The organism is Kitasatospora sp. NPDC058063 (assembly GCF_042885395.1).
Lineage (GTDB): Bacteria > Actinomycetota > Actinomycetes > Streptomycetales > Streptomycetaceae > Kitasatospora > Kitasatospora lactacystinica.
Genome location: NZ_JBHVSD010000005.1, coordinates 330,308 through 346,799 on the forward strand (window position 1 = coordinate 330,308; position 16,492 = coordinate 346,799).

At 72.6% G+C, this 16,492-nt stretch carries 9 protein-coding genes; all 9 read left to right on the forward strand.

Annotated elements, in window-relative coordinates:
* The first annotated feature begins 431 nt into the window (after nucleotides 1-431).
* The 9 genes from ACFVUY_RS11240 to ACFVUY_RS11280 all read left to right on the forward strand — a co-directional run bounded on the left by ACFVUY_RS11240 (nucleotide 432) and on the right by ACFVUY_RS11280 (nucleotide 16,490).
* Nucleotides 432-524, forward strand: a complete 93-nt coding sequence (locus tag ACFVUY_RS11240; protein WP_317620150.1) for an Ms4533A family Cys-rich leader peptide — start codon at nucleotides 432-434, stop codon at nucleotides 522-524.
* Nucleotides 525-671: 147 nt separating this feature from the next.
* Nucleotides 672-2,390, forward strand: coding sequence for an ABC transporter substrate-binding protein (locus tag ACFVUY_RS11245; protein ID WP_387729200.1), 1,719 nt, complete (start codon nucleotides 672-674; stop codon nucleotides 2,388-2,390).
* A gap of 32 nt (nucleotides 2,391-2,422) precedes the next feature.
* Entirely contained in the window at nucleotides 2,423-3,520 is a 1,098-nt protein-coding gene (locus ACFVUY_RS11250; RefSeq protein WP_387729203.1) for an ABC transporter permease, read from the forward strand.
* On the forward strand, nucleotides 3,517-4,506 hold the full coding sequence (locus tag ACFVUY_RS11255) for an ABC transporter permease (RefSeq protein ID WP_387684218.1): 990 nt from the start codon (nucleotides 3,517-3,519) through the stop codon (nucleotides 4,504-4,506). The genes ACFVUY_RS11250 and ACFVUY_RS11255 overlap by 4 nt, the downstream gene beginning before the upstream one ends.
* A gap of 119 nt (nucleotides 4,507-4,625) precedes the next feature.
* Nucleotides 4,626-6,302, forward strand: coding sequence for an ABC transporter ATP-binding protein (locus ACFVUY_RS11260; protein WP_387729391.1), 1,677 nt, complete (start codon nucleotides 4,626-4,628; stop codon nucleotides 6,300-6,302).
* A gap of 242 nt (nucleotides 6,303-6,544) precedes the next feature.
* Entirely contained in the window at nucleotides 6,545-7,060 is a 516-nt protein-coding gene (gene lspA, locus ACFVUY_RS11265) for a signal peptidase II (protein WP_387729206.1), read from the forward strand.
* A gap of 419 nt (nucleotides 7,061-7,479) precedes the next feature.
* Nucleotides 7,480-10,668 carry a DUF6603 domain-containing protein gene (locus tag ACFVUY_RS11270; RefSeq protein WP_387729209.1) on the forward strand — a complete coding sequence of 1,063 codons (3,189 nt, stop codon included), beginning with the start codon at nucleotides 7,480-7,482 and terminating at the stop codon, nucleotides 10,666-10,668.
* 7 nt (nucleotides 10,669-10,675) lie between these two features.
* Nucleotides 10,676-12,949, forward strand: a complete 2,274-nt coding sequence (locus ACFVUY_RS11275; protein ID WP_387729212.1) for a hypothetical protein — start codon at nucleotides 10,676-10,678, stop codon at nucleotides 12,947-12,949.
* A gap of 58 nt (nucleotides 12,950-13,007) precedes the next feature.
* Nucleotides 13,008-16,490 (forward strand): hypothetical protein, encoded by a 3,483-nt coding sequence (locus ACFVUY_RS11280; RefSeq protein WP_387729214.1) that lies wholly within the window; start codon nucleotides 13,008-13,010, stop codon nucleotides 16,488-16,490.
* Nucleotides 16,491-16,492: the final 2 nt, after the last annotated feature.

The window sequence follows — 16,492 nt, forward strand, 5'->3', positions numbered from 1 at the left end:
GCAAGGGGGTCGCTACTTTTGGTGACCGTATGGATGCAGTATCCCGTCTTAAAATCGGATAAAGAGCTTCAATACTGCCGAATGGGGACGTATTCACCCAGGCGTGTGCGGCGGAAACGGGCCTGACGGGTGTTCATCGCTCGGCCCGGCCGGCGCGAGATCGGACGCCGGTCCGAAGCCCTCCGGCTCGCTCCCCGCGACACCCGCGACGAGGTGCTCATGATCCTCGCGCCGCTCCGACCGCTCCGATCGCCGAGGCGTTCGAGCTCCGCCGGGCGGCGGCGTGGTGCGACTCCGGTCTGTCCCCGTGCGGGCCCGGGGATCCTCCGGAATCCCCGGAGATCCGGGGGTATCCATTTCGGTGTCCACCTGGTGGGCAGGTCGTAAGTGGAGTTTTGACATTCCGCTTAACTTCATACAGTCTTCTCGGCATGTCTGACCGTCACCCGATCGAGTGCGCCGCCATTGAGCTGGCGCTGATCGGCGTGGCCGCGCACTGCGTTTCCGACAATCTCTGTCGCTGAATCCGCCCTGCCCCGACGCGTTTTGCGGTGATCGCCGCATCGGGGCGTCGCCCCTCCCTGCGGGCGCGGTGCCGCTCACTCTTTCCGAAGCCTCACTGTCGCCCGCCTTCCTCCGTACACCATCGGTAGCGAAAGGCTCCCTTTCCGATGTCTCGAACCACCCTCACCCCTCGCCGCCTCGCCACGGCGACCGTCACCGTCGCGCTCGTCGTCGGACTGGCGGCGTGCGGACCGAAGGCCGACGGCGGTGGTGGCACCGGCAAGAACGCCGCGCCGCAGCAGGGCGGCACCCTCACCGTCCTCAACCAGAACCCGCAGGACCAGTTCGACCCCGCACGGCTCTACACCTCCGGCGGCGGCAACGTCCCCTCGCTCGTCTTCCGCACCCTCACCACCCGCAACCGGGCCGACGGCGCGGCCGGCACCAAGGTCGTCCCGGACCTCGCCACCGACACCGGCACCCCCTCCGAGGGCGCCACCGTCTGGACGTACCACCTCAAGGACGGCCTGAAGTTCGAGGACGGCTCGCCGATCACCACCGCCGATATCAAGTACGGCATCGAACGATCATTCGCCCCCGAACTCTCCGGCGGTGCACCGTTCCTGAGGGACTGGCTGGTCGGCGCCGCCGACTACCAGGGCCCGTACAAGGACGGCCGCACCCTGGACGCCATCGAGACGCCGGACGAGAAGACCATCGTCTTCCGCCTCAACAAGCCCGAGGGCGACTTCCCGTACCTGGCCACCCAGACGCAGTTCGCACCCGTCCCGAAGGCCAAGGACACCGGGACGAAGTACCAGGACCACCCCGTCTCCTCCGGCCCCTACCAGGTCGTCAAGAACGAGAACGACGGCGCGCACCTCGTCCTCAAGCGCAACCCCAACTGGTCGGCGGCGACGGACGACCAGCGCAAGGCGTACCCCGACACCGTCGACGTGCAGTCCGGCCTCGACCCGGCGGTGATCAACCAGCGGCTCTCCGCCGGCACCGGCGCCGACGCGGCCGCCGTCACCACCGACACCAACCTCGGCCCCTCCGAACTCGCCCAGGTGAAGGACGACAAGGCCCTCGCCGCACGCGTCGGCACCGGCCACTTCGGCTACGTCAACTACCTGGCGTTCAACCCCAAGGTCAAGCCCTTCGACAACCCCAAGGTCCGGCAGGCCGTCGCCTACGCGATCAACCGCACCTCGGTCGTCAACGCCGCCGGCGGCTCCTCGCTCGCCGAGGCCGCCACCACCTACCTGCCCACCCAGGAGACCTTCGGGTACACCCCCTACGACCCGTTCCCGGCCGGTGCCACCGGAAACCCGGCGAAGGCCAAGGAGCTGCTGAAGGACGCCGGTTACCCGGACGGCCTGACCATCACGCTCACCCACTCCAGCGCCGTCGGCAAGGGCTACGGCCCGGACCTGGCCACCGCCGTCCAGGACGGCCTGAAGGCCGCCGGGATCACCGTCCAGCTGGAGGCCCTGGACTCCACCAGGTACTCCAAGACGATCCACACCGTCGACACCGAGCCCGGCCTCTTCCTCTCCGGCTGGGGCGCCGACTGGCCGTCCGGCGGCCCGTTCCTCGCGCCCATCTTCGACGGCCGGCAGATCGTCACCGACGGCTACAACTTCAACTCCGCGCAGCTGGACGACCCGTCGGTGAACGACGAGATCGACCAGATCAACAAGATCACCGACCACGCCGAGGCCGCCAAGCGCTGGGGCGCCCTGGACCAGCGCATCGGTGACCAGGCCCTCACCGTCCCGCTGTTCCACCCCGTCTACAAGCGGCTGTCCGGCAAGGACGTCCGCAACATCGTCATCAGCGACTGGACCGGCGTGCTCGACATCTCCCAGGTCGCGGTCAAGTAGCGGTCGGGAACGGACGGATCGATCGGACAACCATGGCTCCACAGGAACCCAGCGCCGGGGAGGCCCGCGCGGCCTCCCCGGCCGCCGGGGGACGGCAGGTGTGGCGGCGGCTGCTCGCGCGGCGCGCCGCCCTCGCCGCCGGCCTCGTCATCGTCCTGCTCGCCCTCGTCGCGGCGGCGGCACCGCTGCTCAGCGCGCTCGAAGGCCAGGACCCCACCAGCTACCACAACGACCTGCTCGACTCGGCGGCCGGCGGGGTGCCCACCGGCTCCTTCGGCGGCGTCAGCGCCGAGCACTGGCTGGGCGTCGAACCGGGCACCGGGCGCGACGTGTTCGCCCGGCTCGTCCACGGCGCCCGGATCTCGCTGCTCGTCGCCGTCGGCGCCACCCTCGTCCAGGTCGCGATCGGCGTCCTGCTCGGCCTCACCGCCGGCCTCGGCAACCGGCTGCTCGACCAGCTGATCGGCAACACCACCGAGGTGATGCTCGCGCTGCCCTCGCTGGTCTTCGCCATCTCGCTGATGGCGGTCGTGCCCTCCGGATTCCCCCGCCCGCTCCTGCTGACCCTGGTCATCGGGCTGCTGGGCTGGGCCGGCACCTCGCGGATCGTCCGGGCGCAGACCCTCAGCCTCCGGCAGCTCGACTACGTCGCCGCGGCCCGGCTCGCCGGCGCCACCCGGTGGCGCATTGCCCGCCGGGAACTCCTGCCCTCCCTGGCGGCGCCGGTCATCACCTACGCGGCGGTGCTGCTCCCGTCCAACGTGATCGCCGAGGCCGGGCTCTCCTTCCTCGGCGTGGGCGTCAAGCCGCCGACCTCCTCCTGGGGCCAGATGCTCTCCGGCGCGACCACCTGGTTCCGCGCGGACCCGACGTACGTGCTGCTGCCGTCGGCGCTGCTGTTCGTCACCGTGCTCGCCTTCACCGTGCTCGGCGACGCCGTCCGCACCGAGCTCGACCCCCGCGCGGCCTCCCGGCTGCGGGTCGGCACGGCGCGGGGCGGCGCCGGTGCGGCGAGCGGCGGTCCTTCGGGCGGCCGTCCTTCGCCTGCCGGTCCTTCGGGCGGCGGTCCTTCGCCTGCCGGTTCCTCGACCGCCGGTTCTTCGAGCGGCGCCGAGGAGGCCACCGCATGACCCGCTTCCTGCTCCGCAAGGCCGTCGGCATGCTCGGCGTCCTGCTCGCCCTCTCCCTGATCGTCTACGCGGTCTTCTACATCGCTCCCGGCGACCCCGCCCAGCTGGCCTGCGGCGAGAAGTGCAGCCCCGCCCAGGTGGCCCAGGTGCGCGAACGGCTCGGCCTCGACGCCCCCGTCTACCTGCAGTACGCCCACTTCCTCCAGGGCATCGTCGCCGGCCGCGACTTCAGCGCCGGCACGGGCCTGCTGCACTGCCCGGCGCCCTGCCTGGGCGTCTCCTACCGCAGCGGCGAGCAGGTCACCGACATGATCACCGCCCGGCTCCCGGTCACGGCCTCGCTCGCGCTCGGCGCGATGGTGCTCTGGCTCATCCTCGGGGTCGGCACCGGGCTGGTCTCCGCGCTGCGCCGGGGCCGGCTCAGCGAGCGCCTGCTGACCGGCCTGACCCTGGCCGGCAGCTCCATCCCGGTGTTCATCATCGGGCTGGTGCTGCTCATCGTCCTGTGCGCCCAGCTCCAGTGGCTGCCGTTCCCGAGCTACGTGCCGCTCACCGAGGACCCCCAGCAGTGGTTCTGGGGCCTGCTGCTGCCCTGGGTCTCGCTCGCCCTGATCGAGTCCGCCAAGTACGCCCGGCTGACCCGCTCGTCCATGCTGGAGGCCCTCGCCGACGACCACATCCGGACCTTCCGGGCGTACGGCGTCAGCGAGCGGCGCCTGGTGACCCGGCACGCGCTGCGCGGCGCGCTCACCCCGGTGATCGCGCTCACCGCCATCGACCTCGGGACGATGTTCGGGTCCGCCGTGCTGACCGAGTCGCTCTTCGGCCTCCCGGGGCTCGGCAAGCTGCTCGTCACCTCGGTCGGCCTGATCGACCTGCCGACCGTCGTCGGCCTCACCCTCGTCACCGGGTTCTGCGTGGTCCTCGCCAACGTCATCGCGGACGTGCTCTACGCGGTGTCCGACCGAAGGGTGGTCCTGACGTGAGTGCCGAACCGCTGGGCGCCGAGCGCCTGGTCGCCAAGGCTCCGAGTGCCGAGTCTGCGAGTGCCGAGTCTCCGGGTACCGAGGCACGGGGTGTCGAGTCACCGGGTGCCGAACTCCTGGTGGACGTCCGGGACCTGGTCGTGGACTTCCCGGTCGGCGACGGCCACGTGCGCGCCGTCGACGGCGTGGGCTTCACCCTGGAGGCCGGACAGGCACTCGGTATCGTCGGCGAGTCCGGCTCCGGCAAGAGCACCGTCGCCTACGGACTGCTCGGCCTGCACCGCGGGACCGGAGCCCGGATCGGCGGCACCGTCCGGGTCGCCGGCGTCGACGCCGTCACCGCCGAGGGCGCGGAACTCCGGCGCCTGCGCGGCGGACTGGCCGCCATGGTGTTCCAGGACCCGCTCTCCGCGCTCGACCCCTACTACGCGGTGGGCGACCAGATCGCTGAGGTCGTCCGGGTCCACCGGGACGTCTCCCGCCGGGACGCCAGGGCCCGGGCCGTCGAGGTGCTCGACCGCGTCGGCATCGCCGACGCGGCCCGCCGCTCGCGCTCGCGCCCGCACGAGTTCAGCGGCGGCATGCGCCAGCGCGTGCTGATCGCGATGGCCCTGGCCTGCGAGCCGCGGCTGCTGGTCGCCGACGAGCCGACGACCGCGCTGGACGTCACCGTCCAGGCCCAGATCCTCGACCTGCTCCACGAGTTGCGCGCGGAGACCGGGGCCGGGCTGGTCCTGGTCACCCACGACCTGGGCGTGGTCGCCGGAAGCGTCGACCGGGTGCTGGTGATGAAGGACGGCCGGGCGGTGGAACACGGCCCGGTCACCGAGGTGCTGGGCGCTCCGCGCGAGCCGTACACCCGCGCGCTGCTGTCGGCGGTGCCCCGGGTCGACGCGCCCGGCGCTCCGGACGTCTCGGATGCTTTGACCGTTCCGACCGGGACGGCCGAGCCGGTCGGGGGAGAGGTCCTGCTCGAAGCCACCGGCCTGCGCCGGGAGTTCGCCACCCGCGGCGGCCTCACCCGGCGCGCCGCCCCCGTCACCGCCGTGGACGGCGTCTCGCTCACCGTGCGGGCCGGCGAGACCCTGGGCATCGTCGGCGAGTCCGGCTCCGGAAAGACCACGCTCGGGCGGATGCTCGTCCGGCTGCTGGAACCGACCGGCGGCCGGCTGCACTACCGCGGCCGCGACATCGGCGCGCTCGGGGAGAAGGAACTGCGCCCGCTCCGGCGGGAACTGCAGATGGTCTTCCAGGACCCGGTGTCCTCGCTCAACCCGCGCCGCTCCATCGGGGAGTCCGTCGCCGACCCGCTGCGCATCGCCGGCGAGAGCGACGAGCGCCGCATCCGCGCCCGGGTCGGCGAACTCCTCGAACGCGTGGGGCTCGACCCCGACTGGTATCACCGCTATCCGCACGAGTTCTCCGGCGGGCAGCGGCAGCGGGTCGGCATCGCCCGGGCGCTCGCGCCCCAGCCGCGACTGATCGTCTGCGACGAACCGGTCTCCGCGCTGGACGTCACCACGCAGGCCCAAGTGGTCGAACTGCTGGGCGAGTTGCAGCGCGACCTCGGCCTCGCCCTGGTCTTCATCGCCCACGACCTCGCGGTGGTCCGGCAGGTCAGCGACCGGGTCGCCGTGATGCGGGCCGGACGGATCGTGGAGCAGGGCGACGCCGACGCCGTGTACGACTCGCCCCAGCATGCCTACACCAAGGGCCTGCTGGCCGCCGTACCCGTGCTCGACCCGGTCGAGGCGACCGCCCGACGCCATGCCCGACTGGCAACCGCCGGCGCCTGACCGACCCCGGCCCCGGACCGGCCCGCACCCCACGGGGTGCGGGCCGGCCGCGTTGCCGCAGCACTCGGCACACACCACGGCACCGTCCGTACGGGTCCGGCGGGACGGACGCTCCGGCGGAACTCAGGCCCGCCGGGGCGCAAGCCGCCGTCACCTACACTGCGGCCATGACTGGCTTACTACGCCTATGGGTTGCGCGAGGAGCTTCCTCGCCCGGTGACATGCCTCGACGGTCGGGAATCATGACAGCCGTAGCACTCGTGCTGCTGGCGGCGGATTTCGTCACCAAACAGATAGCGCTGACACATTTCTCGGGGAGCGATCCGACAGAGGCCCTCGGTGGGCTTCTGAACTTCACGCTGGTCTTCAATTCGGGTGGAGCGTTCTCCATCGGCGAGGGGGAGGCATGGCTCTTCACCACGGTGAAGATCGTGGTCGTCGTCGTCATGCTGGTGGTGTCGCCGCGAATCCGTACCCCCGTCTGGGCGGTCTCCTTCGGGCTGGTCATCGCCGGAGCAGCCGGAAATCTCGTCGACCGGTTGTTCCGGGCCCCGTCCCCGTGGCAGGGGCGCGTCGTGGACTGGATCCAACTGCCGCACTGGCCGGTCTTCAACCTCGCCGACTGTGGCGTGGTGTGCGGTAGCGCCCTGGTGATGTGGGCCTCGATACGCGGTATCCGCCTGAACGGCACGCGCGAGTCCGATGCGCCGGCCGAGGCGGGCGGAACGGAGCAGATGGCCGAGGCGAGGGGCCAGTAGGGCAGTGGGCCTTCCGGCCCGGCCGTAAGCAGCCCGTCACCTCGACCTCGGACGGCCGGTCCACCGGTGGCGGCGCCACGTACGGCGCCGCCACCGGCGGCAACCCGAACATGTCTCGGGGTACCTGTCGAACTCGGCCGTGGACGACGCATATTGGCCAAACTCACATCGCTGCGTCACCATCCGTGCACGCTCCGGATACGCTGCGACAGCCCCGTGCCGGACGCGCGCCCCGGGGCCGCCGGGGCAGGGGCGTCGGCGCGCGCGGCCATGGACGCACCGGCCGACCCGCTCGATTGTCATGCCCGGAACCGGACTGGGTCGGCGGCGGGGGCATTCGGCCTTGTACCGGGGACCGGTCCGGGGCAGGCCGGGGGCCGGGACGAGACGGAACACGACCAGGGGAGGCCGACCAGCTGATGGCACTGAGCATCGACGAACTGCGGCAGCGGCTGACGGACAGCCAGGGCGGGACGTTCGAGATCACCGGCGAGGAACTCGGCGCCGCCGAGCTGGTCTCGCGCCATCTCGGTGAGGCGCTGAGAGTCGGCAAGGCGACCGCCAACGCCGACGACTTGACGGTCAAGGGCACCGCCGCGCTGGGGAACGCGGCCGGCCTGTCGGTCACGGTGGCCTTCACCGCCGACGCGGACGGCAAGCAACTGGCCGGATTCGACATCGCGTTCACCCTGAGCCTCTGGACCTTCACCACGGCGGGGGCGAGCGAGGACCACGGCTACCTGTCGAAGTTCGGCTTCACCCGACCCAGGTTCGTCCTGCGCGGCGGCGACGTCGGCGCCGTCCTGGGCTGCACGCTCGACGGCGCCGCCTACCGGTTGCCGATCGACACCGACGGCCCGTTGGTGCCGGACGGCGACGGCGGCGGTGAGCTGCCGGACGTCACCCGGTCCTTCGGCTGCGCGCTGCCCGGGGACCTGGGCATCCGTCTCACCGACGTCTGGCTCCGCTACGACCCGGGCCAGCAGATCCTGGTGCTGTCCGGGAGCGTCGCCCTGAGCGGCGGAGCCCCCGCCTCCAGCGCGGCCTGGGCGCTGCTGATCCAGGACCGGGGCGACGCGGGCAGGCGCTACCTCGGCGTGGTGCAGGCGGCCGTCGGGCTGTCGCTGTCCGGAGTGCCGATCCTCAAGGCGCTGGTGCCGCCGGCGAACGACCTGGTCATGCAGCACGCGGCCCTGCTGTTCAGCACGGAGGGGCTGGACGAGACCGAGGTGGCGGACCTCAACAAGGTCCTCAAGGGAGTCAAGGCCGACTTCCCGGTGGGGAACGTGCCGGAGCTCCCGGCCGGCCCGCTGGACAGCGGGGTGACGGCGTCCCTGGCCTACGACCTCGGCGGCACGCCCCGGGAAGCCGTGAAGGTCCGGCTCGGCGAGGCCTCGCGCACCTGGGCCGCCCTGCCGCAGGACAAGGGGCCCAGCGGCAAGGCCGACAAGCCGGCGAAGGCGGAGTCGAGCGGCCCGTTCCGGCTGGGCAGGCTCAACCTCGGCTACACCAAGGGCGCGATCCAGGTCTCTGCGGACTTCAGCGTCAACGCCCGCGCGTTGACGTTCGAGGCGAGCGGTTTCGGGGTCGGCGTGCCGTTGGCCGATCCCGGCAGCGCCACCCCCGTGCTCAAGGGCCTGGGCATCAGCGCGAAGGCGGACCCGATCAAGCTGGGCGGCTCCCTGCGCTCGAATCCGAGCGCGGACTGGCCGGTGCGGTACGACGGCGACGGCATGCTGACGGCACCCGTGATCAGCGTCGGGATCGCCGGGTCCTATGCGCGCAAGGCGGACGGTACGCTCTCGCTCTTCCTCTTCGGCCAACTCGGCACCGGCACCAACCCGGAGGCCGGATTCGGCCCGCCGCCCTTCCGGGTCAAGGACGTCTCCCTGGGCTTCGGCCACCACAGTGAGGTCCGAGTCCCGGCGCTGACCGAGATGGACGGCTTCCCCCTGCTCAACCTGACCGGCGGCGCCGACTCGACCCCGATGAAGGTGCTGGACACGCTGACCGGCGGGCTCAAGCCCTGGGTCGCGCCCAAGGACGGCGAGACCTGGGTGGCGGCGGGCCTGCACTGGACGATGTTCGAACTGGCCGACTTCCGCTCCATGGCGCTGGTCGAGTTCGGCGAGTCCCTGGTGATCGCGCTGCTGGGGCTCGGGGAGTTCGACTTTCCCAAGCTGACGGCGGAGGAGCAGAAGGCGGGCAAGGATCCGAAGGTGGCACGGATCCAGATCGCGGCCGAGGCGCTGTACCGGCAGAGCGAGGGCCTGCTCTCCCTGACGGCCCAACTGACCGACAAGTCCTACATCCTGGACAAGAACTGCAAACCCACCGGCGGACTCGCGCTCTGCGTCTGGGTGCCCCCGAGCCCGCACGCCGGGGACTTCGTGGTCTCCGTGGGCGGCTACCACCCGGCGTTCGTCAAGCCCGGCCACTACCCCGCCGTACCCCGGCTGGGGATCAAGTGGTCGATCAGCAACACCCTCACGCTGACGGCCCAGGCGTACGCGGCCGTCACCCCGCACGCGGCGATGCTGGGCGGTTCGCTGGCGCTGGTCTTCGACACCGGTCCGCTCCGCGCCTGGTTCACCGCGCACCTGGACGCGCTGATCCAGTGGTCGCCGTTCTTCTTCGACGTCGCCATGGGCGTCAGCATCGGGGTGCGGTTCTCCCTCAAGGTCTGGTTCGTCCACATCACGATCAGCCTGGAACTCGGGGTGGACGTGGAGCTGTGGGGCCCGCCCATCGGCGGCAACGCCACCGTCCACCTGTGGTTCATCAGCTTCCACATCGGCTTCGGCAAGAGCCGCCCGGACCACCTGCCGCCCGTCCCCTGGACCGACTTCCAGTCCCAGCTGCCGCCCAAGGCGCAGTGCGTGCAGGCCAATCCGGTGGACGGGCTGTCCTGGAAGCCCACCGGGCCCTCCGCCCTCGCCCGGGTGCGCGACGACGGAACGGACAGCGGCCCCTGGTACGCCTCCACCCACGGGTTCAGCTTCGTCACCTCCTCGGCGGTGCCCGCCGGCACGGTGGTCTTCGGCGGCACCCCCGTGACACCGGACGAGGGCCCGCTGCACATCCGGCCCATGCAGCAGGGCGACCTGACATCCACCCACACCGTCACGATCACCAAGGACGGCCGGCAGGTCGACCACTCCACCTGGACCGTCGAACCGGTCCGCTCCAACGTGCCGGAGTCGCTGTGGGGCCCGGGCGAGAGCTCGCTGAGCGGCACCGGACTGCTGCCCGGCCGGCTGACCGGCCTGAAGGTCACCGTCCCGGCACCGGCCTTCGGCGGACGGCTGACGGTCGCACCGGGCGTCCTCGACCTCGACCCGCTGGTGCCCCGGGGCGCCCTCCCACTGGACGCGGGAGCCGCCCCGGTCGGCCCCGTGGCGCGGACGAGCACGGAGACCGTGGCGGCCATCACCGCCGCCGGCACCGGCATCGCCGCCCCGTCGACCGCCGCGACCCGCGAAGCCCTGCGCGCACAGCTCGCCGACCTCGGGTACCCGCTCGACGCCGTCGGCCCGCTGAGCGGCTACGCCGACCTCGCCCGCGGCGACCTGGCCGCCGAGCCGCTCCTCGTCCCGACCGGAAAGTGATCAACCGATGCTGAGTCAAGACCCCGGAACCGCCGGCGGCCTGGAGTTCCACGACAGCCTGGTCCCCGCCCTGGAAGCGGGCACCTACCGGATCACCACCGGGCACGCCATCGACGGCGTGGACACCGGCGACTACTTCGACACCCCGGTGGTGCGCACCCTGGAGGTGCAGGCCGCCCGGTTCGCACTGCCCGGCGGCGCGGTGCACGGGGTGTACCCCGTCGACGGCGCCACCGGCACCTTCGACCAGCTGCTGCCGCACATCACCCTGGACACCCCGCCGCTGCCCTGGGAGCGCACCCTGACCGGCGCGCCGCCCGTACCGGGACAGCCGGCCGTACCCTGGCTGGCGGTCCTCCTGTTCGCCGAGGGAGAGTTGCCGGGAGATCCGTCTGCCCTCGGCCGCACCGAGCAGATGACCGTCGCCGACCTGCTGGCCACCCCCGCCAGCGAGGCCATCGCCCCCGCGCTGACCGACGTCGAGCCGCCGGACCGGGCCACCGGGTGCCGGACGGTCGACGTGCCCGCCCAGCTGTTCGCCGCGATCGCGCCGCGAACCGAGGAGCTGGGCCGGCTCGTCCACCTGCGGCGCGGTGAGGACGAGCCCAGCGGAGTGCGCTCGCGCGGCGACCGCACCCGGGCCCGCTCGCTGCGCGGCGTCCACCGCGCCGCCCCGCCCCGCTGGTGGCACACGCTGCGCGACGACGCGTCCTACGAGGGACTGCACGCGGTGGTGGTGGGCAACCGCTTCCCCGCCACCACCGGCGGCCAGTACACGGCCCACCTGGTCTCGCTGGAGGGCTTCGCCAAGTACCTCGACGGCAGCACGGTGGCGAGCGCGCCCCTGCGCCTGGTCTCGCTGCGGTCCTGGTCGTTCCGCTCCCTGCCGGACTCCGGGGCGCACTTCGGCACCCTCGTCGAGAACCTGGCCGCACCCGGCAGGCAGGACGCCGCCGCGCTGGGACTGCGGCTGCCGCTCAACGGCGCCACCGGCGAGGCCGGCGACCGGCTCGCCCAGGGCTACACGCCGCTGGCCCACCGGCTCGACTCGGGCGAGCAGAGCTACGCCTGGTACCGGGGCCCGCTCACCCCGCTGCCCACCCAGGCTCTCCCGCAGAGCGTGGAGCACAGCGCCAACGCGGACGCCCGGCTGGTGTACCTGGAGGAGCACGGCCTCTTCGACGTCAGCTACGCCGCCGCGTGGAACCTGGGCCGGTCCCTGGCACTCGCGGACCCGCAGTTCCCGCCCGCGCTGATGGCCTGGCGCGCAGTGGCCCGGGCCGGCGCGGGCCGGATGCTCGCCGCGCGCGGCCGGGCCGGCAGCGGCAGCCTCACCGGTACCCGGGCCGCCACCGACCGCCTGGGCGCGGCCGCCGCGATCGGCGCCCGCCCGGCCCGGCAGGCCTTCGAGACCAGCGTCCGGGGCGGCCTGTCCGACACCCTCACCACCGCGCTGGCGAACCCGCCGGACCGCACCGCCGCCGACCGGCGGCAGGCCCGGGCGCGGTCCACCCCGCCCCCGCGGGCCGCCGCTCCGTGGCTGCGCGGCCAGTTGGCGCAGCCCGAGGCACGCGAGGCACTGCGGGCGGTGACCGCCGATGCCGCGAACCCGGTGCTGGACTGGCTGGACCGTCTGGCCCTGCTCCACCCGGTGCCGCTGGAGCAGCTGGTGCCGCGTCAGGAGCTGCTGCCCACCGAGAGCCTGCGCTTCTTCTACGTCGACCGTGCCTGGCAGGAGGCGCTGGTCGACGGGGCGTTGAGCATCGGCATCGCGAGCAGCCTGGACAGCGATCTCACCACACTGCTGCACGACGTCCTCACCGACCTGCCCGCCCGCCTCTCGGGCTTCCTGGTCCGCTCCTCCCTGGTGCCCGGCTGGCCCGCGCTGCGCATGCACCTGTACGCCGGCGAGGACGAACTGACGGTGCTGCGTGCCGACACGCTGGGGGAGGACGTGCTGCTGGTGCTCGTCGACGGTGTCGTGGACCGGCTCGTGGTGGCGGAGCCGCCCCAGGGCCTGCACTTCGGCATGCAGGACGGCGACGTCCTGCACCTGCGCAACCTCAAGGGCGACACCATCGGCACCACGTTGCCGGGCGTCCAGCTGACGAACGTCAGCAGCGGCTACCTGCGCCCGGACACCCGGGTGCTGGACGTCGCCGGGATCGGCGAGGCGATCACCGCGGCCCTCGGCGGCCACGCGCAGGAGGGCGGCCTCAGCGCGGCCGGCTGGGCGATCCAGATGGTCAAGGCGGCCCAGCAGATGACCTTCCAGCGATGACCGCGAGCGATGACGTTCCAGCGATGACCTACCAGCGATCCTGACGAAAGCGAGCACCATGCCGAACGACGACAACGGACCGCTGATCGTCCCGGTCCAGGTCGACGCCCTGGCGGTCAACGACGAGGTCCGCTCCGGCGTGCCGTTCATGCGCTGGCAGGCCGACTTCAACCTGCTGGCGGACAACCTCCCGCCCGAGGGCGGGCCCTTCGACAACAACCGGGCCGCCCACTGGGACACCGACACCACGGCGGGCGGCGTCTACCTGCAGTGGCAGCTGCCCCAGGCCCTGCGCAACGGCGTGCACGACCCGGAGACCGGGGACACCACCTTCCCGCTGGTACCCAACCGCTGGCTGGTCGTCCGCTACAGCGGCCCCACCGACGACCGCACCGCCGACTCCTGGATGATCGAGAGCGACTGGCTGCCCGGCGACGGTGAGACCGGCACCAGCCCCTACCTGCGGCCCGGCACCTCCAGGAGCGTCCACATCGGACGGCGCACCGCCGCGTCCGAATGGCCGGGCGAGAGCGGCGGGCAGAGCCCGTTCGTCACCGCCGCCGGGCCCGGGCTGCTCACCTTCTCCGCCTTCCAGCCGTTCAACGAGAACGTGCTCTCCCTGCACGACGACCTCGCGGGCGTCGCGGACCAGGAAACCCTCGGCTACCTGGTCGCCGGCTGGTACTCCGCACCCGGCGCCGACCCGCTGCACGAGGCGACCAGCCTGGCCTCCCTCGGCTGGGCCCTGGCCGCCGACCCCGACGCCGACACCCCGCCCACCGACCGCACCCTCTGCACCGGCCAGGTGCTGGGCCTGAGTTGGGACAGGACCGGCAGTGTGCCCGCCTCGGACCGCCCCCAGGGCGTGGACGTGGACGTGGCCGTGGGCAACAGCTCCATCGACGCGCTCACCGCCCTGCTGGTGGCCAAGGGCACCGACGCCGCCGACGCCGCCCGACTGGAGGCGCTGGCGCACGGCCTGCTCGACGGACTGGACGACTCGGGCACCGAGTCCGTCGACCAGTCCATCCACCGCGCCTGGTTCGGCTCCACCCACGGCGGATTCGTCTGGGACCTCGTGGACGACGGCACCGGCACCGGCACCGGCGGCGCACTCGCCGAACTGCGGGCCAAGGTCAACACCGACCAGGCCGCCCACGACGCCCTGGTCCGGCAACTGGCCGACACCCAGTGGAAGTTGTACGGCGCCTGGTGGCTCAACAACGCCGACGAGATCCCCGACGCCTACACCGACGCGCTGCCCGCCACCCTGAACCCGACCGAGCAGGACGGCCTCGCCGCCAGGGTAGCGGCGCTGGCGTCCGACATCGCCGCCCGCCGCGACCCCGCCGCCGGGCACCCGCAAGCGATTCCCTGGGGCGCCACCGACGAGGACCTCGCCACCGCCGCCCAGGCCTACCTGGCCGCGCACGGCGCGGACCCCGCGGCCCGCACACTCAAACGCTCCCCGCTGGGAGAGTTCCACCACGCCCAGGACCCGGTGGTGCTGCTCAACGGGATCAAGACGCCGACCCCGGCCGACCTCGGTGCCGCACTGCCCTGCCGCACCCCCGGCCAGCTGCTCACCGGCATCGATCTGGGCAGCGGCCTCGCCCCCGCCCCGGCCACCGTCCCGGGGCCGCCGCTGACCCGGCTGGCCGAGGCCGCCACCATCGGCGCCCTGCTCGGCGAGTTCTGGCTGCTGGACCGGGCCCAGGCCGCCGGCACCCTCGACGACGCGGTCGCCCACCCGGAGCAGAAGGTCACCGGCGTCCTCCCCGCCCTCGGCACCAGCGGCTGGCGGCAGCCCTGGAAGCCGCTGTACTTGCTCTACGAACTGTTCTACTACCCGCTCCCACAGGGAAGTTGGACGTTCGACGGCACCCGCTACCACTGGGACGGCACCGGCACCCCCGGCGACTACCAGTCCTACACGGGACGGATGTTCCTCACCCCGCACGCCACCTTCAACCTGGCCGCCCGGATCAGGCAGTACCGGGCCACCCACCCCGACGCGCCGCAGGACGAACTCCAGCAACTCGCCGACCAGGTGGCCGGCTGGGACCTGCTCAGCCAGGCCACCGACGGGCTCGCCTCGCGCATCGCGCTGCGCGAGCCGGACCTCGCCGCCCATCCGACCGACGACCAGGGCCTGGCCACCCTGATCGGCCCCCAGTACCGGACCGCCCCCGTCCCCGGCGGCCGGCCCTCCCGCAGCGGCAAGTGGCCCGCCTCGCGGTTCCCCCAACTGCGCGCCGGCCAGTTCTACTTCAACCGCATCGCCGTCGTCGACCAGTTCGGCCAGGTCACCGACCCCATCAACCCGCAGGGCAGCGGCAGCTCCACCGACAACGACAAGAAGCCCCTGGTCCTCGCCGACAGCGTACGACCGGACGACGACGCCACCGTCCTGCCGGAATTCCCCTACCGCTACGCCGAACTGCGCCCCCGCCTCCTGCAGGGTGCCCGGCTGCGCTTCGACGCCGTCAGCGCCACCGACGACAGCCAGGTGCTCGACCTGAACGCGGGCGTCAACCCGGTCTGCGGCTGGCTGCTGCCCAACCACCTGGACACCGCCCTCGCCGCCTTCGACCCCGACGGCGGCGCGCTCGGCGAGTGCCGAACCGTCCGCACGGACGGCGACCAGCAGCAGGTCGTCTGGGACCCGGCGCCGGGCTCGGCCTACCCCACCCTGGACAGCCTCGCCCCCGAACTCCCGCACCTGGCCGGCTTCCTGACCGGCCTGGCCACCGCCGGCCCCGAAGCCCTCGCCGCCACCCTGGCCGCGATCGACGAGACCCTGTACACCGTCAACCCCCTCGGCGGCTGGGACGACACCACCATGACCGTCCTCGCCGGACGGCCGCTGGCCCTGCTGCGCACCCGACTCGCCATCGAACTCGACGGCCCGCCCATCATGGACCCCAGCTGGGAACAGTGGCAGTACGTCCTGGACCCGAGCACCGATCCGCCCCGGCCCGCCTGGCTGGACGACCAGTGGGGCGTGCGGCTCGGCGCGCTGGAGAACCTCGCCGACGGCCTGATCGGCTACACCAGCGGTGACGACAGCACCACCCTGCACGCCGTCCACCTGCCGCCGGACGCCCCGTCCTACCTGACCGGCATCGGCGCCGGCTTCCCGCTCACCGCCGCCGGCACCCCGCAGTACCTCACCCTGCTCGCCGACCCCCGGGGCACCGTCCACGCGGTCAGCGACATCCTGCCGGTCTCCGTCCTCACCGTCCCCGCCGAGTTCATCACCGCCGCGCTCGCCCGGATGGAAGTCTCCTTCCGCCTCGGCCCGGTCCTGACCGGCCCACAGAACGTCACCGGCGCCGACGGAAGCACCGCCACCGCCTGGGCCCTGCCCCGCCCCTCCGTCCGCCACGGCGACTGGAGCTGGACCGAACCCACAAGCCCCACCGGCTGGCAGGAAAGCCCGCTGGCACCCGTCGGCACCCCCGGCCACATCCCGGCCACCCCGCTGAGTGCCCGCACCGGCCGACTGCGCCTTCGCGGCGCCGTCACCGACAACCAGTAACC